Origin of the sequence: Fusobacterium ulcerans (assembly GCF_003019675.1) — a bacterium.
Taxonomy (GTDB): domain Bacteria; phylum Fusobacteriota; class Fusobacteriia; order Fusobacteriales; family Fusobacteriaceae; genus Fusobacterium_A; species Fusobacterium_A ulcerans.
Genome location: NZ_CP028105.1, coordinates 937,801 through 963,226 on the forward strand (window position 1 = coordinate 937,801; position 25,426 = coordinate 963,226).

The 25,426-nt window shown below is 30.6% G+C and carries 24 protein-coding genes; 2 read left to right on the forward strand and 22 right to left on the reverse strand.

All coding sequences use genetic code 11. From position 1 onward, the window contains the following. Window positions 1-14: 14 nt before the first annotated feature. From rsmI to ptsP, 22 genes are all read right to left on the reverse strand, one after another. Window positions 15-680, reverse strand: coding sequence for a 16S rRNA (cytidine(1402)-2'-O)-methyltransferase (gene rsmI, locus C4N20_RS04265; protein ID WP_005980534.1), 666 nt, complete (start codon window positions 678-680; stop codon window positions 15-17). A 13-nt stretch (window positions 681-693) separates the two neighbouring features. After that, the gene (locus C4N20_RS04270; RefSeq protein ID WP_005980533.1) at window positions 694-1,980 is read right to left on the reverse strand and encodes a S41 family peptidase; all 1,287 of its coding nucleotides are present in this window, start codon (window positions 1,978-1,980) and stop codon (window positions 694-696) included. Beyond that, window positions 1,977-2,786 (reverse strand): TlyA family RNA methyltransferase, encoded by an 810-nt coding sequence (locus C4N20_RS04275; protein ID WP_005980531.1) that lies wholly within the window; start codon window positions 2,784-2,786, stop codon window positions 1,977-1,979. Before C4N20_RS04275 ends, C4N20_RS04270 begins: the two co-directional genes overlap by 4 nt. A gap of 22 nt (window positions 2,787-2,808) precedes the next feature. Then, the gene (locus C4N20_RS04280; protein ID WP_005980529.1) at window positions 2,809-3,645 is read right to left on the reverse strand and encodes an HD domain-containing protein; all 837 of its coding nucleotides are present in this window, start codon (window positions 3,643-3,645) and stop codon (window positions 2,809-2,811) included. After that, entirely contained in the window at window positions 3,629-5,452 is a 1,824-nt protein-coding gene (gene dxs / locus C4N20_RS04285; RefSeq protein ID WP_005980527.1) for a 1-deoxy-D-xylulose-5-phosphate synthase, read from the reverse strand. The genes C4N20_RS04280 and dxs overlap by 17 nt, the downstream gene beginning before the upstream one ends. 9 nt (window positions 5,453-5,461) lie before the next feature. Continuing rightward, window positions 5,462-5,947, reverse strand: coding sequence for a divergent PAP2 family protein (locus C4N20_RS04290; protein ID WP_005980525.1), 486 nt, complete (start codon window positions 5,945-5,947; stop codon window positions 5,462-5,464). Between the two features lie 23 nt (window positions 5,948-5,970). Next, complete coding sequence (gene yhbY, locus C4N20_RS04295) at window positions 5,971-6,279, reverse strand: ribosome assembly RNA-binding protein YhbY (RefSeq protein ID WP_005980523.1); 309 nt, start codon at window positions 6,277-6,279, stop codon at window positions 5,971-5,973. A gap of 13 nt (window positions 6,280-6,292) precedes the next feature. After that, window positions 6,293-8,167 carry a ribonuclease J gene (locus C4N20_RS04300; RefSeq protein WP_005980522.1) on the reverse strand — a complete coding sequence of 625 codons (1,875 nt, stop codon included), beginning with the start codon at window positions 8,165-8,167 and terminating at the stop codon, window positions 6,293-6,295. A 73-nt stretch (window positions 8,168-8,240) separates the two neighbouring features. After that, complete coding sequence (gene mrdA, locus C4N20_RS04305; RefSeq protein WP_005980520.1) at window positions 8,241-10,082, reverse strand: penicillin-binding protein 2; 1,842 nt, start codon at window positions 10,080-10,082, stop codon at window positions 8,241-8,243. Window positions 10,083-10,087: 5 nt separating this feature from the next. After that, window positions 10,088-10,501, reverse strand: a complete 414-nt coding sequence (locus C4N20_RS04310) for a hypothetical protein (RefSeq protein WP_005980518.1) — start codon at window positions 10,499-10,501, stop codon at window positions 10,088-10,090. An 11-nt stretch (window positions 10,502-10,512) separates the two neighbouring features. After that, window positions 10,513-11,487, reverse strand: a complete 975-nt coding sequence (locus C4N20_RS04315; RefSeq protein ID WP_005980516.1) for a LytR C-terminal domain-containing protein — start codon at window positions 11,485-11,487, stop codon at window positions 10,513-10,515. After that, window positions 11,480-12,778 (reverse strand): tRNA (N(6)-L-threonylcarbamoyladenosine(37)-C(2))-methylthiotransferase MtaB, encoded by a 1,299-nt coding sequence (mtaB, locus tag C4N20_RS04320; protein WP_005980513.1) that lies wholly within the window; start codon window positions 12,776-12,778, stop codon window positions 11,480-11,482. The genes C4N20_RS04315 and mtaB overlap by 8 nt, the downstream gene beginning before the upstream one ends. Further along, window positions 12,765-13,478 (reverse strand): RsmE family RNA methyltransferase, encoded by a 714-nt coding sequence (locus tag C4N20_RS04325; protein ID WP_005980511.1) that lies wholly within the window; start codon window positions 13,476-13,478, stop codon window positions 12,765-12,767. Before C4N20_RS04325 ends, mtaB begins: the two co-directional genes overlap by 14 nt. A 9-nt stretch (window positions 13,479-13,487) precedes the next feature. Then, window positions 13,488-13,910, reverse strand: a complete 423-nt coding sequence (locus C4N20_RS04330) for an RrF2 family transcriptional regulator (RefSeq protein WP_005980509.1) — start codon at window positions 13,908-13,910, stop codon at window positions 13,488-13,490. After that, window positions 13,888-14,910 carry a Holliday junction branch migration DNA helicase RuvB gene (ruvB, locus tag C4N20_RS04335; protein WP_005980507.1) on the reverse strand — a complete coding sequence of 341 codons (1,023 nt, stop codon included), beginning with the start codon at window positions 14,908-14,910 and terminating at the stop codon, window positions 13,888-13,890. The genes C4N20_RS04330 and ruvB overlap by 23 nt, the downstream gene beginning before the upstream one ends. A 10-nt stretch (window positions 14,911-14,920) precedes the next feature. Further along, window positions 14,921-15,541, reverse strand: coding sequence for a DUF445 domain-containing protein (locus C4N20_RS04340; protein ID WP_005980505.1), 621 nt, complete (start codon window positions 15,539-15,541; stop codon window positions 14,921-14,923). A 431-nt stretch (window positions 15,542-15,972) separates the two neighbouring features. Next, a complete protein-coding gene (locus tag C4N20_RS04345; RefSeq protein ID WP_005980503.1) occupies window positions 15,973-17,076 on the reverse strand; it encodes a helix-turn-helix domain-containing protein in 1,104 nt (367 codons plus the stop codon). Further along, complete coding sequence (locus tag C4N20_RS04350) at window positions 17,069-17,422, reverse strand: type II toxin-antitoxin system RelE/ParE family toxin (protein ID WP_005980501.1); 354 nt, start codon at window positions 17,420-17,422, stop codon at window positions 17,069-17,071. The genes C4N20_RS04345 and C4N20_RS04350 overlap by 8 nt, the downstream gene beginning before the upstream one ends. 247 nt (window positions 17,423-17,669) lie before the next feature. Beyond that, entirely contained in the window at window positions 17,670-19,292 is a 1,623-nt protein-coding gene (locus tag C4N20_RS04355) for a 30S ribosomal protein S1 (protein WP_040490867.1), read from the reverse strand. Further along, window positions 19,285-20,160, reverse strand: a complete 876-nt coding sequence (gene ispH, locus C4N20_RS04360) for a 4-hydroxy-3-methylbut-2-enyl diphosphate reductase (RefSeq protein ID WP_016361652.1) — start codon at window positions 20,158-20,160, stop codon at window positions 19,285-19,287. Before ispH ends, C4N20_RS04355 begins: the two co-directional genes overlap by 8 nt. A gap of 3 nt (window positions 20,161-20,163) precedes the next feature. Then, window positions 20,164-20,433 carry an HPr family phosphocarrier protein gene (locus tag C4N20_RS04365; protein WP_005980499.1) on the reverse strand — a complete coding sequence of 90 codons (270 nt, stop codon included), beginning with the start codon at window positions 20,431-20,433 and terminating at the stop codon, window positions 20,164-20,166. 26 nt (window positions 20,434-20,459) lie between these two features. After that, a complete protein-coding gene (ptsP, locus tag C4N20_RS04370; RefSeq protein WP_005980497.1) occupies window positions 20,460-22,184 on the reverse strand; it encodes a phosphoenolpyruvate--protein phosphotransferase in 1,725 nt (574 codons plus the stop codon). 276 nt (window positions 22,185-22,460) lie between these two features. On the opposite strand from ptsP, the gene C4N20_RS04375 reads away from it, so the two are divergent. Both C4N20_RS04375 and C4N20_RS04380 read left to right on the forward strand, forming a co-directional pair. Next, complete coding sequence (locus C4N20_RS04375; RefSeq protein WP_005980496.1) at window positions 22,461-24,572, forward strand: glutamine synthetase III family protein; 2,112 nt, start codon at window positions 22,461-22,463, stop codon at window positions 24,570-24,572. Window positions 24,573-24,690: 118 nt separating this feature from the next. Beyond that, window positions 24,691-25,425: a YdcF family protein gene (locus C4N20_RS04380; protein WP_005980494.1), complete on the forward strand. Its 735-nt coding sequence runs from the start codon at window positions 24,691-24,693 to the stop codon at window positions 25,423-25,425. Window position 25,426: the final 1 nt, after the last annotated feature.

Below are 25,426 nucleotides of genomic sequence, written 5' to 3' on the forward strand. Positions count from 1 at the left end.
ACTACTCCCTTAAATTAATCTTCTTGCCCCTTGATAAGAAGAACTATCTCACCTTTTATTGGATTTTTGGCAAGTCTTTCTATAAGCTCTGTAGTTGTTCCTCTCAATATTTCTTCATAGATCTTTGTAATCTCTCTTATAATTACTACTTCTTTTACTCCCATAAACTGCTCTATATCTCTCAGAGTTTTCTCTATTCTGAAAGGAGATTCATATATTACTATTGTTCTTTCTTCCTCTGCCAGAGCTTTTAAAAGTGTCTGTCTTCCTTTTTTCTTAGGAAGAAAACCTTCAAAACAGAATCTTCTCATAGTTATTCCTGCTGCTGAAGCTGCTGCTGTTAAAGCACTTGCTCCTGGAATAGGGACTACTCTTATTCCCTCATTATGAGCTGCATCTACCAACTCATAACCAGGGTCTGATATACATGGTGTCCCTGCATCTGTTACCAGTGCAATCTCTTTTCCTTCTTTTAATAGATTTATTATATTTGCAATTTGATGCATCTTTGTATGTTCATCATATCTATATACTGTATTTTCTATTTCATAATGATTCAGAAGCTTTCTTGTAACTCTCGTATCCTCAGCAAAGATGTAGTTTACCTCTTTTAGAGTACGAACAGCCCTGAAAGTCATATCCTCAAGATTACCTATTGGAGTTGCTACTATATAAAGCATATTTTTCACCTTTCTACTTACTGTTTTCTTTATTCAGAAGAAGTCCTTTAAGTATTCCTACTGCTGTATCTAATTGTACATCTTTGTGTTGAGCATATTTTTCTGCTTCTTCTTCACCTTTAATTTCTTTTATTATCTCTTTTTTATTTTCTTTTGTTCCAGCTTCATCTATGTTAGTTACCATACTATCAAAAAGCATATATCCTTCTTTTTCTTCTACTACTACATCTGGCTCTATTCCTTTTCCATGGATAGATATTCCACTTGGAGTATAGTATTTAGCAATAGTAAGTTTCATTCCATCTCCATCTGGTAATGGAATAAGAGTTTGTACACTTCCTTTACCAAAAGATTTTTCTCCTACCAGTATACCTCTTTTATTATCTTTTATAGCCCCAGCTACAATCTCAGATGCAGAGGCACTTCCTCCATTGATAAGGATAACAAGTGGGAAATCTCCATAATATTTACCCTCTCTGTTAGATACTTGTTCAGCTCCCTCTTTAGATTTTACGCTTACTACTCTTCCTTCTTTTAGGAACATAGAAGATATTTTTATAGCTTGATCCAATGCTCCACCTGGATTGCTTCTCAAGTCAAACACAAGAGCTTTCATATTATTCTTCTGTAAATCTTCCATAGCTTTTTTCACATCTGGATATACATTTTCTCCAAATTGAGTAAGTCTTAAATAACCAATTTTATCATCAAGCATTCTATGTTTTACATATTTAAGTTCAACAACAGCTCTTTCTATTTCTATATCTTTAGTTTCTTTTGTAGCTTCTCTATACACTGTTACTTTTACTTTTGTATTAGGTTCACCTTTAAGTTTTTTTACACTTTCTTCACTTGTAAGTTTATATGTAGCTTCACCATCAATAGCTATTATTTTATCTTTTGGTTTCACTCCAACTTTAAAAGCTGGTCCATCTTCTATAGGAGATACTACTGTAAGAGGTTCATTAACTCTTTTTTGTACTACCATTCCAACACCTACATAAGTTCCTTTCAAATCTTCTTTGAAACTTTCCAGTTCACTTTTAGTAAAATAATTTGAATGAGGATCATCTAAAGATTCCAACATTCCTTTTACTGCACCTTGAAGGAGGATTTTCTTATCTATTTTCTTTTCACCTACATAATTTTCATTAAGTATATCCATAATATCAGAAAGTTCTTTTAACTCTCTTATGTTTGAAAGAAATCCACTTTTATCTTCATTTGCTGAAAAACAATTAGAGAAAATAATCATTGAAAATAACAGCACTATTACCTTGTTCTTAAACAATTTTTTCATACAGCTCCTCCTAAATTCCTACCATTTTCCACGGTCCCATCTATATCTATATTTTTTTTGTTTTCAACTTTAAGTCCAAATATTGATATATACTCTACATTTCCCTTTGTTCCTGTTATTGGAGAAAAATCTAATCCTTCAATAAAAAAGCCATTCTTTTCTCCCTCTTCAATAACTTTTTTCACAGCTTCTGCATGGTGCTTAGTATCTTTTACTATTCCACCTTTTTCTATATATTCTCTGTCTGTCTCAAATTGAGGCTTGATTAATGCCATGAGTTTAGTCTCAGGGTGACAGAACTTTACCAAATGTTCCAATACCTTTGTTATAGATATAAAGGAAACATCCATTACTATATAATCTACTCTCTTATTCTCCAAATCCTTTTCTGTTAAATCTTTTATATGAGTATTTTCTATTGATTTTACTCTTTTATCATTTCGAATCTTCCAGTCCAGCTGATTAGTTCCAACATCCATCGCATATACAAATTCAGCTCCATTTTGAAGTGAACAGTCTGTAAATCCTCCAGTTGAAGCTCCTACATCCAATATTATCTTCCCAGTGAAATTAAGTTCAAAAACCTGCAAGGCTTTTTCAAGTTTCAAACCTCCTCTGCTCACATATTTAGACATTTCTCCTTTGATTCTTATAACAGGATCTTTATCCAGCTTTATGAGAGTTCCACTCTTGTCTATTTTTTTGTCATCTACTATTACCAGTCCAGCCATTATAGCTCTTTGAGCTTTCTCCTTGCTTTCAAAAAAACCATTTTTCACTAAGAGAATGTCTAATCTCTCTTTCATTTTCCACCTCTAAAAATATCGTCTATTTATCTTCATTTTTTTTGAAAATAACATTGTCATCAAAATATGGAAGAAGAGGACTTTCAAGCATTATATTTTTGAACCCTTTTCTATCTACCATTCTTTTTAATTTTTCTGTTTCTCTTACCCTTTGGATAAAGAAATTATCTCCAATTGGAATTTTTTTATTTTTCTTATAATAATTTATAAGCTGTTTTGTATTTTTTAGATTGAGCTCCTGTTTAGCTCTCTTTAATCTATCTTTTACAACTCCCTGAGTACAATTCAATTTCTCAGCTATCTCTTCAAGCTGAGCTCCCTGAGCCATAAGTTCAAGTATTTTATCAGCACCTATAGGATTTATTCTATGATACTTCGCAGAATACATATCTGCTCTGTGAACTATATGAGCTTCTTTACTGTTTGGCTGTATTTTTCCCCACTTCCCATGGTGAGATAATACTATATGAATTATATTTTTTCTTATAGCATCATTAAGCTCTGCTCCAATAATCTCTTCTACCTCTTTTAATACTCTGTCTGCTTCCTTTGTTATATACTCAGGTTTTTTAAGCATCATCTGTGAATGTGAAAATTTTTCCTCAGTTTTTCTGATACTTCCTTTGCTGAGATCATGGATTATTATTCCCACTGTCATTGCAAAAAAATCTACTCTCTGTTTTGCTTCAGAAAAATTTTTATAGTCTCTTTTGAGTTCATCGATAGATATTTTTAAGACGTCATAGGTATGAGTTGATACTTTCACACCCTGGTCATCAAAAAGTTCCAAATCTTTTACCATTTCTGATTCTAAAAGATTTTCTATGAATTCCAATGCTTTCTTATTTTTTTCCTGCATCTATTTTTTCCTCAATTCTTTTAATTAAATTTTCTCCTTTTAAACCGAACTCTTCCAAAAGTTCTCCCCGCTTTCCATGTGGCACGATTCCATTTTCTATTGCTATTTTATTTATCAGTTTTTTCTTCCCCATTTCATTAATAAAATCTAGTATGCTGCTTCCAAATGAATTTTTTTCGTAAGCTTCTTCCATAACAAAAATATTATCATATTTATCCAGATTGTCCAATAAGTATTTTTCATCAAAAGGTTTTATTGAAGCCGCGCTTACTATTGTTCCATCAATTCCTTTTGATTTTAACTGCTCATCTATACTTAAAATCTCTTTCAGCATACTTCCTGTTGCTATAAAAAGATATTTTTTCCCTTTTTTTATCTCTTTCCATTTACCTATCTGAAACTTTTCATCATTTTCCAACAAAAAAGATATCTCTCTAGGTATTCTTATCATCATAGGTCCATCATTAAAATCTTTTGATATTTCCAGAGCCTCTACAAGTTCATCACAAGTAGTAGGAGCAATGACTGTATAATTAGGTATAGAAGTAAACATAGAAATATCATAAAGTCCATTATGAGTTTTTCCGTCTTCTCCTACAATACCTGCCCTATCTATTATGAATCGAACTGGTAGTTTTTGAATGGAGATATCGTGAATAAGCTGGCTGAATCCTCTCTGCATAAAAGTAGAATAAATTGCTACATATGGTTTTTTCCCCATAGAAGCAAGCCCCCCTGCAAAAGTTACAGCATGTCCTTCAGCAATTCCTACATCTACACCTCTTTTAGGAAATTTTTCAAAAAATTCCCCAAGTCCTGTTCCTTTTACCATTCCAGCTGAAATGGCATAAATATCTTCATCCTCTTCTCCAAGCTTCACCATTTCTTCCCCTAGTATGCTTGAGTAAGTTTTTGTTTTGCAAGGGATAGAACCTGTTTTCATATCAAAAGGTGATATTCCATGAAACTTTTCCTGATCTTTTTCAGCAAACGAATAACCTTTTCCTTTTTGAGTTTTTATATGTATAAAGATTGGTCCTTCCATATCTTTTACTTTATTAAATGTATCAGTCAATTCTTCTATATTGTGTCCATCTATGACTCCCAAAAACTTTAATCCAAGGCTTTCAAGAATACTCAATGGAAGAAAGAAATTTTTTACAGAAAATTCCATTCTTTCAAGTGTATCAGATACTCTGTTTACTATTCTTATCTTATTTATAATGGCTTTTACATCGTCTCTAAAACTCATATATTTTTCACTTACCATTAATTTTCCAAAAAACCTAGAAAGAGATCCCACATTTTTTCCAATAGACATCTCATTATCATTTAATATTATGATAAGGTTTTTAAGTTTAGCGCCAATGTTGTTCAAAGCCTCCAGAGAATGTCCATTAGAGATAGAAGCATCTCCAATAACTACTATTACTTTTTTGCTGGGATCAGCTAATGCTATCCCTGCTGCTGCTGAAAGAGCTGTTCCTGCATGTCCGGATATAAATGGGTCATAAGAACTTTCTTTAGGATCCATAAATGGTCCAATACCATTTCTCTGCCTCAATGTAGAAAATCTTTCCTCTCTCCCTGTCAATATTTTATGTACATATGACTGGTGTCCTACATCAAAAAGCAATTTGTCTTTGGAAAAATCAAAAACTTTATGTAGACATAGAGTAAGTTCTACTACTCCTAGATTCGGACCAAGATGCCCCCCGTTTTTGCTTACGGTCTCTATTAACATTTTTCTTATCTCTTCAGCTCTTTTTTCAATTTCACCTACACTTGCATCTTTCAAATTTTCCATATTCCTTCCTTACCCTTGTAGATATGCTTTAAATATCAATCCAACTATTATTCCAAGAGCACATCCCACTACTACCTCAACAGGTGTATGTCCCAGGAGTTCCTTTAATTTTGCTTCTTTTTCCTTACTAAAATGTTTATTATATTGATCTCTTCCAATAAATAATGGTATTTTTTCTACAAGAGAGTTTATTATCCCTGCCTGTTTTCCAGCTGCTCTTCTTATTCCAGCAGAGTCGTACATAACTATTCCAGAAAAAATAATAGTTATTGCAAAAATATCACTTCTTATACCATAACGTATTGCTATGCATGTAGTCAGACAAGATACTGTAGAACTGTGAGAACTTGGCATTCCTCCAGTATCCCACAGCCTTGTTATATCAAATTTTCTTTTTTTAAATATAGGTGTCAGTACTTTATAAAATTGAGCTATAAACCATGCTATAAATACTACATCTAATACTCGATTATTAAAAATTATTCCGGGACTCATAACTTCCCTCCTAAATACATTTTCTATCTAATGCTTTTTAATTCCAATGAAATAGTTGGCTTATCTTTATTCTCTCTAAATAATATAATAGTTCTTCCAATTATTCCTACAACTTCAAATTCACTGCATTTTGAAAGCTCTTCCAATACTTCATTTTTTTCTTTTTCACAATTTTGAAGTATTTTTACTTTCAATAATTCTCTAGAGTCTATAGCCTCCAATATACTTTGAATAAGGCTGTCAGTTATTCCATCTTTTCCAATTCTTACTAGAGGATCCAATTCATGAGCCTTCTTCTTTAAAAATGCTCTTTGTTTGCTTGTTAATGCCATATTTTTTCTCCTTTTATATTTCCATGATTATCGGTAGTACTACCGGATTTCTTTTTGTTTTATTATAAAAATATTTTGATGCTATATCTCTAGTAGTGTTTTTGAATGTATTCCAGTCTTTTGTTGAATGACCTTCTATGTTGCTTAATTTAGCTTTTATTGCTTCAATAGCTTCTTTTATTATATCATCAGATTCTTTAGAATATACAAATCCTCTTGTTACAATATCAGGACCTGCTATTATTTTACCAGTTTCTTTGCTAGTTGTAAAAACTATTACTACTACTCCATCTTGTGATAATTGCTGTCTGTCTTTTAAAACTATATTTCCTATATCCCCTACACCTAATCCGTCTACAAGTGTAGAACCAGCGTTTACTTTTCCTTTAATTTTTACTGCTGATTTTGTTACTTCTACTTTACTTCCATTTTGAGCAATTATAACATTATTTTTTGGCACTCCTGTTTCTATTGCTGTATCTTTATGAGCTTTCAGCATTTTATGCTCTCCATGTACCGGCATAAAATATCTTGGTTTTATAAGATTAAGCATAAGTTTCTGCTCATCTTTGCTTCCATGTCCTGAAACGTGTATTCCAGCTATTTTCTTAAATACAACTTCAGCATCATATTTCAGAAGATTATTTATATTATTAGAAACAGCTTTCTCATTTCCTGGTATTGGAGTTGCAGAAATTATTACTGTATCTCCCTCTTTTATTTTTATATGCTTATGCATATTTTTAGCTATTCTAGATAGAGCAGCCATTGGCTCTCCCTGTGTTCCTGTACATAAGATAACTACTTTATTATCTTTCAAGCCATCTACTTCTGATAATGCTACCATCATTCCTTCTGGAATTCTAAGATATCCAAGATTAGAAGCTATTTCAAATACTTTTACCAAACTTCTTCCATCAATAGCTATCCTTCTTCCATACTCTTCTGCTGTATTTATTATCTGCTGCAATCTATGAACATGTGATGCAAAAGCTGCCACAATTATTCTTCCTTTAGCTTTTGAGAATTCCTGCTTAAATGCTTCTCCTACACTTCTTTCTGATGGTGTAAATCCTTCTACTTCTGAGTTTGTTGAGTCAGAAAGCATTAAGTCTACTCCCTGCTCTCCTATTTGAGAAAGTCTTGCAAAGTCTACTCCTTCACTGTCCACAGGAGTAAGATCTATTTTAAAGTCTCCTGTATGAAATACTACTCCTGCTGGTGATGATATTGCTAATGAGTAAGCATCAGTTATAGAGTGAGTTACCTTTATAAATTCAACTGTAAAGTATTTTCCTACTTTTACTTTACTTCTTCCTTTTACTTCTTTCATTTTTGGAAGTTCTTTTGAAAATCCTGGGTTATCGAATTTTGATTTAGCTAGAGCTAATGTAAGCTTCCCTCCAAACATTGGAACGCTTTTATCTATTTTTTGATAAAGATATGGAATTGATCCTATATGATCTTCATGTCCATGAGTTATAAAAAGACCTTTTACTTTATCTTTATTATTCTCTATAAATGAAAAGTCAGGTATTACCAAATCTATTCCCAACAAATTATCATCTGGGAAAGTTACCCCTGAATCTATTATTATTATTTCATCTCTATATTGGATGACTGTCATATTTTTTCCTACTTCTTCAAGACCACCTAGAGGAATAACATACATTTTCTCTTCTTTAGTTCCTTTTGTCTCTTTTACTTCAATAGTTTTTTCTGCTTTAACTTCAGCTTTACTTTCTTCTTTATCTTCTTTTAATTCTTTTATTCCAGCTTTTATCGCTTTTAATTTTTCTTTTATATCTTTTACTTCCTTTATTCCACTAGTTTCTGTTTTTTTCTTTTTTGAATATTCTTTTTCTGTATCTTTGTTTCTTCTTATCATCTGTTCTCCTTATTCTAATAGTATTTTTTCTGTACCTCCACTACTTCGAAATTACTATAACACTAAAATATACCTAATTAATTTTCTCTCCATTATTAGTTGGATTTCCATTTATAGCATTATCCCTATCTTTTATCTCTAAATATTTATCTATGAATTTTCTAGCCATAGCCCCACCCATAGCTCCTCCTCCTCCAGCTCCTTCCAGTATAACTGAAAAGACTATCTCAGGATTGTCAGCAGGGAAATAGCCTGCTACCCATGCATGTGTAGTTTTAGAATGAGGGTTCTGTGCCGAACCGCTTTTTGCTGCAACTTTCATCCCAGGAGTTCTAAGTATTTTTGTTGTCCCATTATCCTGTGCAACTGTTGCTATCAAAGCTTCATTTAATTCATCATAATATTTTTTAGGAAATTTTGTTATTTCATGTTTTTCTCCTGTTATTGGAGTTACATTCTTTCCGCTAAAATCCACTAACTCTTTTACTAAATGAGGAGAATACACATATCCTTTATTTGCAATTGTAGCATAAAGAACAGCTATCTGTAGAGGAGTTACTGTAAGATACCCCTGCCCAATTGATAAAAGTATTGTGTCTCCCTTGTACCATCCGCTTCCCATTACTTTCTTTTTCCATTCAGTATCTGGAAGCAGTCCTCTTTTTTCTCCAGGAATATCTATTCCTGTTTTTTCATTAATTCCAAATAAACGAGCTGTATCTACTATCGGCTTATGACCTACTTGATCAGATAGTCTATAGTAGTAAGGGTTGGCTGACTCAACAATAGATTTTTTCATATCAACATATCCGTGTCCCCCAACTTTCCAAGCTCTCCATCTCCATTTACCTATTTCATAATACCCAGTTTTATCTAGATATTTTTCTTTAGGGTCAATTCCGCTGTCAAGAAATGCCATTGCTGACACTACTTTAAATACCGATCCTGGAGGATACTCCCCTGCTATTGCTTTATTAGTCAGCGGCCTTCCCGGATCAGTTATTATTTTTTGCCAGTCCTCATTTAAGATTTGAGAACTAAACATATTTAAAGAGTATGTAGGATAACTTACCATAGTAATTATTCCCCCAGTCTTAGGGTCCATAGCTATAAAAGCTCCTACTCTCCCATCTTCTTTAAATTGCTCTTCCATATATTCTTGAAGTTCCATATCCAATGTCATATATAGATCTTTTCCAGGCACTGGATCTTTTTCTTCTGCAACTCTTCTTTGCACTTTGTTAAAAGCATTTACTTCTATATATTCATATCCATCTTCACCTTGAAGCTGTTTATCATAAGCTCTTTCTATTCCATCTTTACCAACTATATCTCTTGGTGAGTATCCCTCATCTTTCAATTTCTCATACTCTTTTTCTGATATTTTTTTTACATAGCCTATACTGTGAGAAGCTACTGAATCATAAAGATATCTTCTTTTAGAATAAGTCTGTACTTGAAGATATGGATAATCAACTATCTTTTCCATTAATTTATGTGCTGTTTCTTCATCAAGACTTTCTATTAATACATTCTCTCTGGTATAAGGAAATATTTCTCCATTTCTTATTCTTTTCTTTATATAGTCTTCATCGTATCCAGTTACTTCACTGATCTCTCTGACTATTTCAGGATCATTGTCCCTCTCTTTTAAATATACAAGCCTATATCCAGCACCATTTGTTACTACTAATCTCCCATCTCTATCATATATTTTTCCTCTTGGAGATTCTATTTTCTTTAATTTAAATCTATTCTTTTCAGAAAGATATGCATATCTATCCCCTCTTACAAGCTGAAGATACATCATTCTTGAACCAAGTCCTAAAAATACAAGCAAAATAAAAACTTTAAATATCACATCTCTTTTGCTATTATCTGACCCTAATTTTATTTGAATTTTTCCATTTTTCATAGTCATTATCCTCTAGTATTTTTCTTCTTTCGCATAATTGCCACATACAAGTAATTAAATATTACAAACCCAATAAAATTAAATATCAAATAATGTAGGTTATAATTTTTATACACCATTATAAAATACATTCCAAGCTGCACTATAGAAATGCTTAGAATATTTTCTTTGCTATAAACAAAATTTAAAAATATAAAGTTAAACAGATAGTAAAATACTGCCATTATCAAAAACAATCTTACAAAATCATGAGTCTGTAATGAAAGAATTACAGTCATCAAAAATATACAGCTCACTGAACGAATCCTCTTCAAAGTTACTAAATAAGTAAAAAATGGAACCGCTATTATTAATACAGGGCTGTTAAAAGGTAAGCTTGCTTCTATTATTATTCCTAAAAAAGACAATATATAAATCATCAGTCCATCCTCTATTTAGCAAATATCATTATTTTGTTCTTTAGACTATCTTTTTCTATCATATCTTTTATATCAAGCTTTTGAGCTATTTTATATGCTATAAAGTAATCTTCGGAATTATATTCTATTACTGAACTTTCAACTTTTGAATCATTTTTTACATTTTTAATATTTTTATATCCCAATTTTTTTAGTTCTTTTCCCATTTCATCTGCTGTACCAGTATTTCCAACTACTTCTACAGTAAAATCTACGTTTTGCTCTTTTCCTAAAACAACTACTACGTTAGCAAGAGTCGGGATAGATGGAACATCTTTAATTTTAAAATATTTTTCATCTAACTGCATTAAGACTTCCTGTGTTTTTTCTTTAGAAATATCATTCATTATTACATAACTTTCTTCAAGGAATGTCTCATAGTTTGCAGCATTATATTTCATTGAAAGATTTTTCTTTAAAACTTCTCCAGTTTTTCTTGCATAACCTGCTCTTCCATTAGCATTTAATATATCTACTATTATATTTTCATTTACTTCATTAGCTCTGTTAGTGTCTGTGTATAAAGTATCAAACATTGAATATAAACTTGATGTAAGGATATATCTTTTATCCCCTATATTTGTTTCAGGGATATTTTTAGCATTTTTTACATTAAGTTTTATATCTCCAAATTTTATTACTTTATAGTTATCAACCTTTTCAGGAAGAATTTTATTTATTGTTGCCATTATCTCTTCTTTATTTTTATCTTTTACAAGATCTTCCACAGTCTCATCTTTACTGATGTTTATTTCATAAGGTATTTTTACAGCAAGCTTATCCTCATATACAGCTATAAGGTTGCTTTTTCCAATTATAAGATATCTGCTGTTTTTATCTAAATCTCTATTTCCATCATTCATATTTATAACTAAAAAAACTGCTAACGCTATTATTATTCCTACTACAAATATTATTAGTTTTAATTTCCCTATTCCTTTATTCATCAGCTATCAACATCTCCTTTTCTAAAGAATTTATTTTCACATTAATAATACTGTTGAGCTTTATTTCGTTATCTTTAACTTTTACTCTAAGGTAGTTTTCACTATAACCATATAAGTATCCATTTTCTCTTTCTTCCAAGAGAACATTTAAATGTTTTCCTATGTATTTTTCTCTTTCTTTTTCAGCCATTTTCATTTTAAGAGCTTCTAATCTATCAGCTCTCTCTTTTTTTATTTTGGCATCTATTTTATCTGTAAAACTGCTTGCAAGAGTATTTTCTCTATCAGAATACTGAAATATATGAATTCCTGAAAACCCTATTTTTTCTATAAGATCATATGACTTTTGAAACATTTCTTCAGTTTCTCCTGGAAATCCTACTATTACATCAGCTGTATATTCCATATCCTCTACTTTTTCTTTTAATTTCAGAAGTCTATCTTCAATAAGAGAACTTCCATATTTTCTTCTCATTCTTTTTAATACATCATCATCACACGACTGCAAAGAAATATGAAGATGAGGCATAAGTTTTTTATTCTTAAACATATCCATAAATTCATCAGAAATTTTATCAGGATAAACTGATCCTATTCTTACTCTTTCCAATTTATTTATTTCTAATATTGATTTTAAAAGTGATTCAAAATTTTCTCCTTCATCAAGATCTTCTCCATAAGCTCCTAAATTTATCCCTATAAGAATAACCTCTTTGAATCCTTCTTCTACTAATTTTTCTATTTCTTTGATTATATTATATTTCTTCCTTGACCTGCTTTTTCCTCTTGCAAAAGGTATTTTGCAATAAGAACAGAAATTATTACACCCATCTTGAATTTTAACATAGGCTCTAGACATCTCTCTCAATGTTGCAAACTCATATTCTGTATATTCATTATCTAAAAATATATTGTGATTTTTCACTTTTTCCATAGTCCTGTTTTCTATATCTTCTATAAAATTAACTATGGCATTTTTATCACTGTTTCCAATGACATAATCTATTTCTTCCATCTCCAGAAGTTCTTTGCTGTTAGTTTGAGCATAACATCCAGTAACTATTACTATTCCTTCTGGATTTATTTTTTTTGCTCTTCTCAGCATATTTCTTGTTTTTCTGTCTGCTACGCTGGTAACAGTACATGAATTAACTATATAAATATCAGCTTCCTCTTCAAAAGCTGTTTCTGTATACTCTTTTTTTAATAACTGGTTCTTTATACTTTCAGTCTCATACTGATTTACTTTACATCCTAAAGTATAAAAAGCAACTCTTTTATTGAAACTCATTTATTAATATTCCTCCTACTACAATAGAGGCTGTTTCTGCTCTTAGTATCCTTCTTCCTAAAGTAACTATATCTGCTTTTTTACTTTTCAAAAATTCTATTTCTTCTGGGGCAAATCCCCCTTCTGATCCAATTATATATAGAACTCTCTCTGGAAGTTTTTCTCTGTTTCTCAATAAATTTTTAAGTGTATATTCCTCTTCGCATTCATAAGGAACAATCACAAGATCATATTTTTCAAACTCTATCTCTTCAAGTTTTTTCACTTCATCTATCTCAGTAGCTTTAACTGCCTGGCATTGTTTTAAAGCTTCTCTTACTATAAGATCCCACTTATCTTTCTTTTCTGTTATTTTAGCAACACCTCTCTTTACAGATAGAGGTATTATTTTATTAATTCCGATTTCTGTGAGTTTTTGAATAGCAAGATCCATTTTATCATTTTTTAATATTCCTAATGCGGCATCTATTTTTACTTTATGAGAATATCTGTCTTCAAATATCTGTTCTATTTCTAGAATTATCTCTTTTTTATCTATAGAAACAACTTTACAGAAATACTCTTTTTCGCCATCTACAGCTCTTATTTCTTCATCTAGTTTTATTCTGAAAACATTTTTCAAATGATTTATATCGCTTTTTTCATTAACTGTAATCCTGCTTCCGCTAATATTCTCACCTGTTATTATAACACTTATCACTCTAAACTCCTATATCATATCTTTATTTTTTATAAATTCATTTAAAGTAGTTTCTTTTAATATTTTTGTCATAGCACTGTCAAGTTTACTCCATATGCAAGTAGTACCACAAGTTTGTTCGCTGCATGTAGCCTTGTGCTCTTCACTTTCATTGCAATCAATGACTTTGTCCTCTTCGTCAAGTATTTTATATAACTGATGCAGTGTTATTTCAGTTGGTTCCTTTGCCAATCTGTATCCACCGTTAGGTCCTCTTTTACCTTCTATTATATTTTCATTTTTTAATTTAAAAAGAATCTGCTCAAGATATTGTACAGAAATATTCTGATCATCAGCAATCTCTTTTATCCTTACTAATTTTTCTTCTCCGCTTTTCTCAGCTATGTATGCTAAAGCTCTTAGACCATATCTAACTTTTGTGCTTATCTTCATTTTCTCCCAGCTCCTTAACACCTTTAAAATGTTCATATGCTTTTTCAGTTACCATTCTTCCTCTGTTAGTTCTTTTTAGATAACCGATTTTTACCAGATAAGGTTCATAAACCTCTTCCAGAGTTCTTTTGTCTTCTCCTAACATAAGAGAAAGAGTATCTATACCTACAGGACCTCCCCCGTAGTTATCAATGATGGCATTTACTATATCTCTATCTAAATCATCCAGCCCTGCTGAATCTATTCCTAGTATATCCAGCGCCTTTAAAGAAATATCTCTGTCTATAATTCCGTTACCTCTTATTTCACAAAAATCTCTCACTCTCTTCAAAAGACGATTTGCTATTCTTGGAGTTCCTCTGCTTCTGCTTGCAAGCTCCTTTGCTCCATCCAGCTCGATTTTTACTCCCAGTATATTTCCTCCTCTAAGGATAATATCTGTTATTTCTTCTTCACTGTAGTATTCCATTCTGTGAGTCACTCCAAATCTATCTCTCAGTGGAGAACTCAAAAGTCCTGCTCTTGTCGTCGCTCCTATGAGAGTAAAACTTGGAAGCTCTATTCTTATAGAACGTGCAGAAGGTCCTTTACCTATGATGATATCAAGCTCTTTATCTTCCATAGCAGGATACAATATTTCTTCAACAGTGTTGTTCAGTCTATGTATCTCATCTATAAAAAGTATATCATTCTCTTCAAGAGAAGTAAGTATAGCTGCAAGGTCCCCTGCTCTTTCCAGTACAGGTCCTGAAGTTATTTTTAAATTTGCCCCCATCTCTGTAGCTATAACCCCTGCAAGAGTAGTCTTTCCTAACCCCGGAGGCCCGTATAAAAGAATATGATCAATAGATCCTCCTCTTTTTTTGGCAGCTTCTATAGATATCGACATTTTTTCTTTCAGAGAAACCTGTCCAATATACTCTTTAAAACATCTCGGTCTGAGAGTTCTTTGAATTTCTATATCATTCTCCATTTCTGAAGTTGTTATTACTCTATCCACTTTCCTCTCCTTATATAAACAGACTTACTCCAAATTGAAAAAACCCTATTATTCCTCCTAATACAGCTCCTACCACTTCTATATGCTTCAATTCCTTTCTAGCAAGAGAATATGTTATGTCTTCAAGTTTTTCAAGAGAAAATCCATCTACATTTTTTATTATTATCTCTCTGAAATCTACTTTTTCCTCTAAGTAGTTAGAAAACATTTCTATGATAGTATCTTTATTTTCAAGAATAGAAGTTTTTATCATACTTTTTATTTTTCTAAGCATATCATCACTCATAAACATAGCAAGCATAGGAAATTTTTTTACCAATTCCCCTTCTAATTTTGCATCAAGAATTTTATCAATCATATTTCCCATTCTTATTTCTAACTCTTCTCCATCTAAACTGCTTGTTACATCTTTTAAAGAGATGAGTTCTTTTTGTACTGTATCCGCTATGCTTACAGCTATTTCATGTTTTCTTTTGGGAATAAGCCCCTGTATCTTAAATAATCCAAAGTTTATTTCTTTATATGGTCTAAAAAGCATTTTGATGGCTACATAGTTAGTTATCCATCCGATCATTGCTCCTATTCCTACTATAAGAGCTAATTTTATTAACATTGCATTCAATTCTGTCATTGTATTTCACCTTCAAATTTCATTAAAATTTCATTACTTCTCTAGTAAACTATTTTATCATAAATATTGTATTTTTTCAATTATTATAACCATAAACATTACAATTATCATCATTTTTTTCCGCTTTATGTTCAGAAATAAAAAGAAGATGCCTCAAAAAATTTAAAAATAAGATTTTTACTTTTGTGTCATCCCCTAAGTATATTTTATTTTTTTACAGTTTTTTGCAATACACTAATACCATTTTATGATGAATATAGAAAATTGTCAATACAGGCATTCTCTTTTGCTGATTTTTATTTATTTTCTACCAACACCATTTTGCAAATATTCAATCAAAAAAACTCTAGCAGCTTAAATTTACTACTAGAGTCTTAATAAATTTTTTATTTATTTTCCAACAACACCATTTGATAAATGTTTATCATTTCTTATTCAAGAATATATTTTTCCCTTAAATCATTGTATTTATCATATCCTATAATATTTTCTTTTTGTAATCTTCCTACAACTATTCCTGAATGAATATTTATTGATTTAGCAAATCTACAAATTGAATCCTTACTAAAATCAGACTTTAAAACAAAATCTTCATATTCCTCTTTAGAAATTAAAGTATTTTTTGAAAATTCATCAGCTTCATTTTCAAGAGTTTTATCTAAATTTTGCAAAGTTTCTTCAGTATACCCATCAGATAAAATAGTCATAGCAATTTTCTTTTGTAAAACATGTTTTATTTCATGGAAAAGTGAAAACCAAAATATATCTGCAAATTTTCTTCTTACGTTTATAGCTAAAATTACCTTTTCTTTATTTATCCATTTTACTGCACCATTAATTTTAGAATTTTTTAAATGAGGTAATAAAATAAAACTTACTCCGCATTCTTTAAAAATTTCTTTTAGTCTAGGATAAAATACCTTTGGAGATTGTAATGTCATTTTTCTTATTTCAGGAATACTTTTTAATAATTTTTCTTTATCAAAATGTTGACTTATATTTAATTTTACTCCCTCATTAATTGCTGTTTGGACCCAAAGATTTGAATTTATTATATTTTTTTCATAAATTTTTGTATTTTCTTTTCTATAGCTAGTAAAATAATCAATTCTATCAAAACTTTTTAAAGATGCAACATTAAAATAACTGCATAAATTTTCTATTTTTTCTTTTTTTGTTTTTGCTGGCTCTACTAATTTTTGCTCTACAAAAAAATTATAATCAATATAATCTAAAACAACTATTTGTTTTTTAATATCTTCATTTTTTTTTATTTCATTCATTACATCTTCATATTTTCTTTGTAAATTTTTCCACACTTCAACAGATGTCTTATACATAATGGCCAAGCCTATTGCCACTTCATCTGAAAGATTAATTTCTCCATTTAATAATTTGCTTATAGTCTTAGGAGTAGTCCCAATTTTTTTTGCAAATTCTTGCTGTGTTAACTCTTCCTCTTCTATCAATTCTTTAATGTAATATCCAGGATGAAAGGCAATCATATTCTTATATTCTACTATCAAATTATTCATAATGATTGCTCACCTCCAAAATTATTATTATTTTTGTACATTTATATATTAATTGCATATCACTATGATCTTTAATTATATTTTCTTCATCATCTAAAGGTTGTATTATTAGTCTAAAACCTGAAGTTTTTCCTAAATCAATAGCGTATGTTCCTTTTCTATTCCCCATAAGAGGATGCAGTCTATAACTAGGGACATTTGCTATATCAGATAAATTTGCAGCACTCAAAATAAAATTTATAGTAGAATGTAATTTTAATGCCACATTTTGTGAATATTCTTTTTTAGCTTCTTTGAAATCTGTGCATCTTTTTTCTAATTTCTTCCCACTATACTTTATTTTCATTATCTACCTTCTTAATAAAATTACCTTTTTGGTAATTTATTTTATCATATTTGCTATAAAAAGTAAAATATAATTTTACTTTTTATACTTTCAATCACTTCAAAATTCAATTCAATTTTTTATTCAGACTCAAAAACAATTTTTATTTCAGAAAAAAAGCTGACTTGAAGTTTTACTTCTTGTCAGCTTTTTTAAGTAATTGAGCCATTCTAACTTTACAGCAATTACTTTTTATTTTTTTTATATTTTAGTTCTCTTCTCCTGAAGTTCCATATTTACTAAGAAGTTCTTGATTTTCTCTTTTCTCTTCTTCAATTTCTATTTTTTTAATAGATAGTTTGATTCTTTGTTTTTCTTTGTCTATCTCAACTATTTGAGCTTTTACTACTTGACCTACTGTAAATTTATCTTTAAGATTTTTTACGAAATCTTTAGAAGCCATTTGAGCAGGAACAAATCCGTCTATTCCTTTGCTTAGGTTAACAAATAGTCCAAAGTCCATGATGTTTTTGATTTCTTTTTCTACAGTTTCTCCAACTTTGTAAGTTTCAAGAGCTACTTCCCAAGGACTTTTTCTTAAAGCTTTAATGCTTCCTTTGATTTTATTATCTTCAGTATTAAGTTCAATAACTTTAAATTCTACTACATCTCCAGCAGCGAATTTTTTATTTTCTTCTCCTTGCCAGTTGAAGTCAGATTGGTGAATGAATACATCTACTCCTGGTTCTACTTCAGCAAAGATTCCGAAAGGTTTAACTTCAAGAACTTTTCCTTTTAATTCAGTTCCAACAGCATATCTTTCAGCTGCACTGTCCCAAGGATTTGCACTTAATTGTTTTATTCCAAGTTTTAATTTTCTTTCAGCTGGTTGGAATTCGATTATTTTAACTTTTACAGTATCCCCTAATTGAACAAATTCATTTAGGCTTACTCTTTTCTTGTTCCATGTGAAGTCAGACATGTGTACAAGTCCTTCTACCCCATCAGCTATTTCTACAAATACTCCATATGGAAGTATTTTAGTTACTTTTCCTTCTACTACTGAATCAACTGCATATTGCTCAGCTGCTACTTCCCAAGGATTTCTTGTAAGAACTTTTATAGATAATTTAACATTTTTCTTTTCAGGCTCTAAAGAGATTATTTTAGCTTCTACTTTATCTCCTTTTTTGTATTTATCTGTTAATTTATCAAGTTTTTTCCAAGATACTTCAGAAATATGAACGAATCCTCTTAGGTGCTGTAATCTTAAAGAAAGTCCAAAATCTAATACATCTGCAACTTCAGCTTCTACTACATCTCCTACTTTTAATTCAGCAAATTCTTTTTCTTCTTTTTGAAGAGTGATATCTTTCTTAGAGAAAGTGATTTTCTTACCTTTTTTATCTTTATCAGGTTTGATATCTTTTATCATTACTGTGATATCTTGCCCAACTACTTTATCTCCATCTTTCATAGAAATTTCAGATAGAGAGTTAGGAAGAAATCCTTGATGGAACATAGCTTCTACCATATATCCACCTTTTACTCTTTTTACTATTTTTCCAGTTACAGTTTCTTTATTTTCAAATGCGTCTTCTAATTTTTTCCAGTTATCTTCCATATCTATTCTTTTTCTAGAACCGATTATGAATTCTCCTTCGTCAGTTTCTCCAATAAGAAGTACTTCTACTTCGTCTCCTATATTATAGTTTGCTAGTTCTTCACTTCTTACTCTTACACTTGTTGGTTGTCCTGGTACATCTAAGTAAGCAAAGTTTCTATCTACCTGAGATAATACTCCTGTTACCCTTACTTTTGATTTCTCCTCTGTTGGTAAGTACTCGTTCAACAGAGCTTCAAATTCTTCATAATATTCGTTATTAGACATTAAAGATCCCCCTTATTTTATTTTCTATATTAATTACTATTTCTTCTGGTGTTGATGCTCCAGCTGTGATACCTATCTTTTCACAGCCTCTGAACCACTCTTTTTCTACTTCACTCTCATCTTGTACTAAATAAGTGGATTCATTTATTGATTTTGATATATCATATAGTTTTTTAGTATTAGAGCTGTTTTTACCTCCAATAACCAATAATATATCTACATCCTTTGATAATTCCTCTACTGCTTGTTGTCTTACTTGCGTTGCTCCACATACCTTATCTGATATCTTAACATTTGAATAGTGATTTTCCAAGAAACTTTTTATTTTTTCTAAAATTTTTTTATTTAAAGTTGTCTGAGTCAAAAGACAATATTTTTTATCCCTGTCTATTTCAGCATTTGTGATTTCTTCAAGATTTTTAAAAACTCTAATATTTTTTCCAAATGATATTATTCCTTTTACCTCTGGATGCTCTTTGTCTCCCACAAATAAAATTTCATATCCTTTGCTTTCCATTTCTATAAGAGTCTTTCTTATCTGAGTTACAAAAATACAAGTTGCATCATATATTTTTATATTTTTTTTCTTCAATATATTATATACTTTTTCAGATGTTCCATGAGCTCTGATTATAACTATGTCTCCATCTTTTAGTTTGTCTTTTTTCTCTAAAATATCCTCTTCTTCTATTATTTCAAAGCCTTCTTTTTCAAGCTTCTTTACTACATATTCATTATGAACAAGCATTCCAAGAATATATATTTTTTTCTCTGAGTTCTCAGGTTCCTTTAATACATTATAGCATGTTTCAATAGCACCTGATACTCCAAAGCAGAATCCCATATGTTTAGCTCTTATTATCTCCATGATTTATTCCTCATTAAACTTTTCAACTTCAATTAACTTTACTAATGCATCCAGCATCTCATCTTCATCCGGTCCATCAGCAATTAATTCTAATGTTCTTCCCTGCTCAGCTGCAAGGAGCATAAGACCCATTATACTTTTTCCATTTATCTCTTCATCATCACATTTAACTGTTATATCAGAATCATATCCTGTTACTAACTGTACAAATAATGATGAGGGTCTTGCATGGAGTCCTGCCTTGTTTTTTATTTGAACTTTTCTGCTTTTCATAAAAATATCACTTTCCTTATCTTGTTCTATATATATTTTTTTAAAATTTCTTTTATTTTATTTGAATCACTGCATTGAAGAATTTGCTCTTTTACATTTTTTAGAGAAGTGTAGTCAAGACTTCTTACTAAAGCTCTAGCTGCAAGTATTGAACCTCCCACCATACTCAGATTAGTAATTCCCATACTTAAAAATGCTACTATAGCTTTCTGTTCTCCTGCCATTTCTCCACAAATTGATACAGATTTTCCATATTTATCTGCTGCTTGTTTTACAATATATATAGCCCTTAATACAGCTGGATTATAACTGTCATACATATCTGAAACCGTTTCTGATAAACGGTCAGCTGCCAGTATATATTGTGTTAAATCATTTGTTCCTATACTGAAAAAATCAACCTCCTGAGCAAAAGCATCAGCCATCATTACTGCTGAAGGAACTTCAATCATTATTCCTACTTCTATATCATCTTTAAATTTTTTATCTTCCTGTCTCAGTTCCTCTTTCACTTCTTTTAAAAGTTCATTTGCTTCTCTTATTTCATTTATATTAGTAATCATCGGATACATAATTTTTACATTTCTTCCATAAGCTGTTCTTAGTATAGCTCTCAATTGTGTTTTAAATATATTTTTTTCACTTAGAGAAAATCTTATACCCCTTAAACCTAAAAATGAATTTGTCTCATTTTTCATTTGAAAATATGGAAGCTGTTTATCTGCTCCTATGTCTAATGTTCTTATAATAATAGGATCTTTTTCATCAAAATTTTTAATTATATCATTATATGAAGCGATTTGTTCTTCTTCATCAGGAAAGCTGTTATTTTTCATATAAAGAAGTTCTGTCCTTAAAAGTCCTATTCCATCAGGTGTGACAGCATCTATTTCTTCTTTTGTTGTTTTTCCACTGATATTCATATTCAGAGAGACATTTACTCCATCTAATGTTACAGCTGGAAGAAAAGCAGACTTTTCTATTTCCTCTCTTTTACAATTAAACTTTTCTATTTTATCCTTGTATTCTTCTAAAGTTTTTTCATCTGGTTCTATTATAACACAAGAATTCTGTTCAGTAGTATCTAAAATTACATCTTTTTTCCAATCATAACTGAAAATATTTTTTATGCCCATTAAAGTAGGTATTTCCAGAGCTTTTGCAAGAATTGCAAGATGAGAGGTCTCCCCTCCATACTCCATAACTATCCCTTTTAATTTTATATTTTCCTGGCACATATTTAATAATTCAGTTGGAAGTATCTCTTCTGTTATAAGTATTTTTCCATTGAGATCAGCCCATTCATTTTTTTTTGAATTCAAATTTTTAATTATACGTTTTTCTACATCTTTTATATCCAGTACTTTTTGTCTATATATAGGATTTTCCAGCTTATTGAACAAAGAAATATATTTATCTGTGACTATTTTTACAGAATCCTCAGCCTTTGTTCTATTCTTTTGTATATATTTCTCTATATCAGAAATATATACAGGATCATCCAGAATCATAAGATGTGCTGTAATTATTTCAAGATCTTTCTCTCCTATTTTTCCAGCAAGGCTTGTTTTCAGACGTTCTAAAGATTCTTTTGATAATTCTAAACTATCCCTGAATCTTTCGATTTCACCATCTATTTCTCTCTCATCTAAGAGCGCAGTTATCCCCTTGTTAGACAACTCTTTTTTATCTAAAAATATTCTTCCTACTACAATTCCTTCAAAAGCAAAAGTTCCCTTTAAAATTTCCACTTTATACCACTCCCTTGTTATATCTTTAGTGGACTATATTAAATTATATCTCATTTTAATTCATTTTTCAATTTATTTACTTTTTTAAAAAAATTTTTTTAAAAATTTTATTGATTATCATGTTCACTTGTGCTACAATCATAAAATAAAAATTAATACAATAAATTTTATACTCCATATAAATTTAATTCTATATATACAACATATATAATTGTGTACTGGACACATATTTATAGAAAATATTTTTATCTTTTTTAAAGGGGAGGCGTTATAAAAATGAACACTATGCTAGAAGTATTTGGTATCCATTATTTTTCCGAGCTTGAATTAAAGAGCAGAGTACCTAGCTCAATTTTCAAAAAATTTAAATCTGTTCAACTTGGAGAGGCAGAAATGTCTTTAGAGGTAGCAGATATTATTGCCAGCGCCGTAAAAAGCTGGGCAACTGAAAAAGGTGCCACTCACTTCACACACTGGTTCCAGCCACTGACTGAACTTACTGCTGAAAAACACGAATCATTCATTTCTATTACTTCTGATGGGTCTATCATGTCTCAATTTTCTGGAAAAGATCTTATAAAAGGGGAAGCTGATACATCTTCATTCCCAAATGGTGGACTTAGATCTACTTTCGAAGCACGTGGATATACTGCTTGGGATACAAGCTCTCCTATGTTTTTAAAAGGTGAGGGAATATCTAAATCACTATATATTCCTACTGCTTTTGTTGGTTACAATGGTGAAGCTCTGGATAAAAAAGTACCTCTTTTAAAATCTATCAAATCTGTTGAAGCACAAGCTTTAAGAATACAGAGACTTCTTGGTGATGACCAGACTAGACATATCGATGTAACATTAGGTGCTGAACAGGAATACTTCTTAGTGGAAAAAGAGTTCTGGGATAAACGTTTAGATCTTGCTCTTGCTGGAAGAACTCTATTTGGTAACCTCCCTCCAAAAGGTCAGGAAATGAATGACCATTACTATGGAACAATTAAAGAAAGAGTAGAATGTTTCATGGCTGAACTTGATGCTGAACTTTGGAAAGTTGGAGTTATGGCAAAAACTAAACATAATGAAGTTGCTCCTAACCAGTTTGAACTTGCACTTATGTTTACTTCTGCCAATGTAGCTGTAGATCAAAATCATCTGACTATGGATATAATCAAAAAAGTGGCAAACAGACATCATCTTGCTGCTCTTCTTCACGAAAAACCTTTCCAAGGGGTAAACGGTTCTGGAAAACACTGTAACTGGTCTCTTGCAACTGATACAGGAATAAATCTTTTTAACCCTGATAATTTATCTAAAAATAATTTACAATTCCTTCTTTATATGATGGCTGTAGTTGAAGGAATAGATAGATATGCAGACATCCTTAGAGCATGTACTGCTACTCCTGGAAACGACCACAGACTTGGAGGACATGAAGCTCCCCCTGCTGTAATATCTGTATTCCTTGGAGAACAATTACAAGAACTTTTAGAAAATATAGGAAATACTGAATTTAATGAATCTGCTGATGGAGGTACTCTTGATATAGGAGTTCATATTCCTAAAATTGCAAAAGACCTTTCAGACAGAAACAGAACTTCTCCATTTGCATTCACAGGAAACAAATTTGAATTTAGAATGCCTGGATCAAGTGCTTCTGCATCTACACCAGTATTCATGATAAATACTATTGTGGCAGATATTTTAAGAGAGTATGCTGACTATCTTGAAAAAACTGACCCTACAAAACATATAAATAAATATATAATTAAACTTATTAAAGACAGATATCCTAAACATAAAAGAATCATATTCAATGGAAATGGATATGAGAGCACTTGGATTGAAAAAGCAAAAGAACTTGGTCTTTCAAATTTAAAAAACACTATTGAAGGAATTCCTGTATTTATAAGAGAAGAGACTATTGATCTTTTTGAAAGAAATGAAGTTCTATCTAGAAATGAACTTTATTCAAGATTTAAAGTTTATAGTGAAAGATATAACAAACAAACAAATATAGAAATATCTACTGCTATAAGAATGGCAAGAAATGAGATATATCCTTGTATCTCTAGATATATAACTAATATCTCTCAAATGATAAACAGTGTGAGAGAGGCTCTTGGTGAAGAACAATTCATTCAGTATGACAAAGAGCATCTAATTAAAGTAATAGGATATAAAAATCAACTTAAAGATACTATCACTGAATTAAATGAAGGATTGAAAACAGCTGTTGCAATTCCTGATGAATATGAAAGAGCATGCTATTACAACAATGAACTTATACCTGTACTTACTCGTATGAGAACTATTGTAGATGCCCTTGAGTTATTGGTAGAAAAATCTGTTTGGCCTATACCTACTTACTACGATTTATTATTCAGATTATAAAAAAATATACTTCTATAATCCTGAGGAATCTCTGAAAGTCCTAAACTTTCAAGGGATTCCTCTTGTTTTATTTTACATTTCCATGATAGAATATAGCAAAAATACAAAGGGGTAAACAATGAAAAAACTGGATTTTATTATACTTATTTTTCTTTTTATATGCAGCCTGTTGGTTAAATCGTCTTTCGGATTTAGATTCCTCTTTTTATTTTACGCCTCTTTAATAATTTATAAAAATATAGTACTCAAAGCTGATAAAAATAAATTCTTTAAATTTTTAAAAAAAATCTGCAAACTTGGATACTGCTTATTTTTCTTTTCTTTTATTATTGTAGAGGGAATAATCTTAAAAGATATCTTAGTCAACAGAAATAATAGTCCTAAAGTAAAATATCTTATTGTTCTGGGAGCTGGACTAAAAGGGGATATTCCATCAGAAGTATTAAAATATAGACTAAACAAAGCTGTGAAATATTTTAAAGAGAACCCTGACACTATATTTATAGTTTCTGGGGGGCAGGGAAAGGATGAATTAATATCTGAAGCTGAAGCTATGGAAATATATCTTTCAGAAAGAGGAATCCCTATAAAAAATATTATCAAAGAAGATAAATCTACATCTACTTATGAAAATTTAAAATTCTCTGATAAAATAATCAAAGAAAAAGAAATAACTGGAGATATAGCTGTTATGTTCAACAGTTTTCACATGTACAGAGTAAAAATGATATCTAAGAAATTAAATTTTCCTTTAAAAACTGTCTATGCAGAAACTCCAGCAATAGTTTTTCCTAACTATATGCTTAGAGAATATTTTGCTTTCTTCAATGAATATAGAAAAAAAGAGGTTTAGT

What these genes read in the sequence shown, in the direction of transcription:
- rsmI (WP_005980534.1), bottom strand. Translation starts at nt 680, where the DNA reads ATGCTTTATATAGTAGCAACTCCAATAGGTAATCTTGAGGATATGACT.
- C4N20_RS04270 (WP_005980533.1), bottom strand. Translation starts at nt 1,980, where the DNA reads ATGAAAAAATTGTTTAAGAACAAGGTAATAGTGCTGTTATTTTCAATG.
- C4N20_RS04275 (WP_005980531.1), bottom strand. Translation starts at nt 2,786, where the DNA reads ATGAAAGAGAGATTAGACATTCTCTTAGTGAAAAATGGTTTTTTTGAA.
- C4N20_RS04280 (WP_005980529.1), bottom strand. Translation starts at nt 3,645, where the DNA reads ATGCAGGAAAAAAATAAGAAAGCATTGGAATTCATAGAAAATCTTTTA.
- dxs (WP_005980527.1), bottom strand. Translation starts at nt 5,452, where the DNA reads ATGGAAAATTTGAAAGATGCAAGTGTAGGTGAAATTGAAAAAAGAGCT.
- C4N20_RS04290 (WP_005980525.1), bottom strand. Translation starts at nt 5,947, where the DNA reads ATGAGTCCCGGAATAATTTTTAATAATCGAGTATTAGATGTAGTATTT.
- yhbY (WP_005980523.1), bottom strand. Translation starts at nt 6,279, where the DNA reads ATGGCATTAACAAGCAAACAAAGAGCATTTTTAAAGAAGAAGGCTCAT.
- C4N20_RS04300 (WP_005980522.1), bottom strand. Translation starts at nt 8,167, where the DNA reads ATGATAAGAAGAAACAAAGATACAGAAAAAGAATATTCAAAAAAGAAA.
- mrdA (WP_005980520.1), bottom strand. Translation starts at nt 10,082, where the DNA reads ATGAAAAATGGAAAAATTCAAATAAAATTAGGGTCAGATAATAGCAAA.
- C4N20_RS04310 (WP_005980518.1), bottom strand. Translation starts at nt 10,501, where the DNA reads ATGATTTATATATTGTCTTTTTTAGGAATAATAATAGAAGCAAGCTTA.
- C4N20_RS04315 (WP_005980516.1), bottom strand. Translation starts at nt 11,487, where the DNA reads ATGAATAAAGGAATAGGGAAATTAAAACTAATAATATTTGTAGTAGGA.
- mtaB (WP_005980513.1), bottom strand. Translation starts at nt 12,778, where the DNA reads ATGAGTTTCAATAAAAGAGTTGCTTTTTATACTTTAGGATGTAAAGTA.
- C4N20_RS04330 (WP_005980509.1), bottom strand. Translation starts at nt 13,910, where the DNA reads ATGAAGATAAGCACAAAAGTTAGATATGGTCTAAGAGCTTTAGCATAC.
- C4N20_RS04340 (WP_005980505.1), bottom strand. Translation starts at nt 15,541, where the DNA reads ATGACAGAATTGAATGCAATGTTAATAAAATTAGCTCTTATAGTAGGA.
- C4N20_RS04345 (WP_005980503.1), bottom strand. Translation starts at nt 17,076, where the DNA reads ATGAATAATTTGATAGTAGAATATAAGAATATGATTGCCTTTCATCCT.
- C4N20_RS04350 (WP_005980501.1), bottom strand. Translation starts at nt 17,422, where the DNA reads ATGAAAATAAAGTATAGTGGGAAGAAATTAGAAAAAAGATGCACAGAT.
- C4N20_RS04355 (WP_040490867.1), bottom strand. Translation starts at nt 19,292, where the DNA reads ATGTCTAATAACGAATATTATGAAGAATTTGAAGCTCTGTTGAACGAG.
- ispH (WP_016361652.1), bottom strand. Translation starts at nt 20,160, where the DNA reads ATGGAGATAATAAGAGCTAAACATATGGGATTCTGCTTTGGAGTATCA.
- C4N20_RS04365 (WP_005980499.1), bottom strand. Translation starts at nt 20,433, where the DNA reads ATGAAAAGCAGAAAAGTTCAAATAAAAAACAAGGCAGGACTCCATGCA.
- C4N20_RS04375 (WP_005980496.1), top strand. Translation starts at nt 22,461, where the DNA reads ATGAACACTATGCTAGAAGTATTTGGTATCCATTATTTTTCCGAGCTT.
- C4N20_RS04380 (WP_005980494.1), top strand. Translation starts at nt 24,691, where the DNA reads ATGAAAAAACTGGATTTTATTATACTTATTTTTCTTTTTATATGCAGC.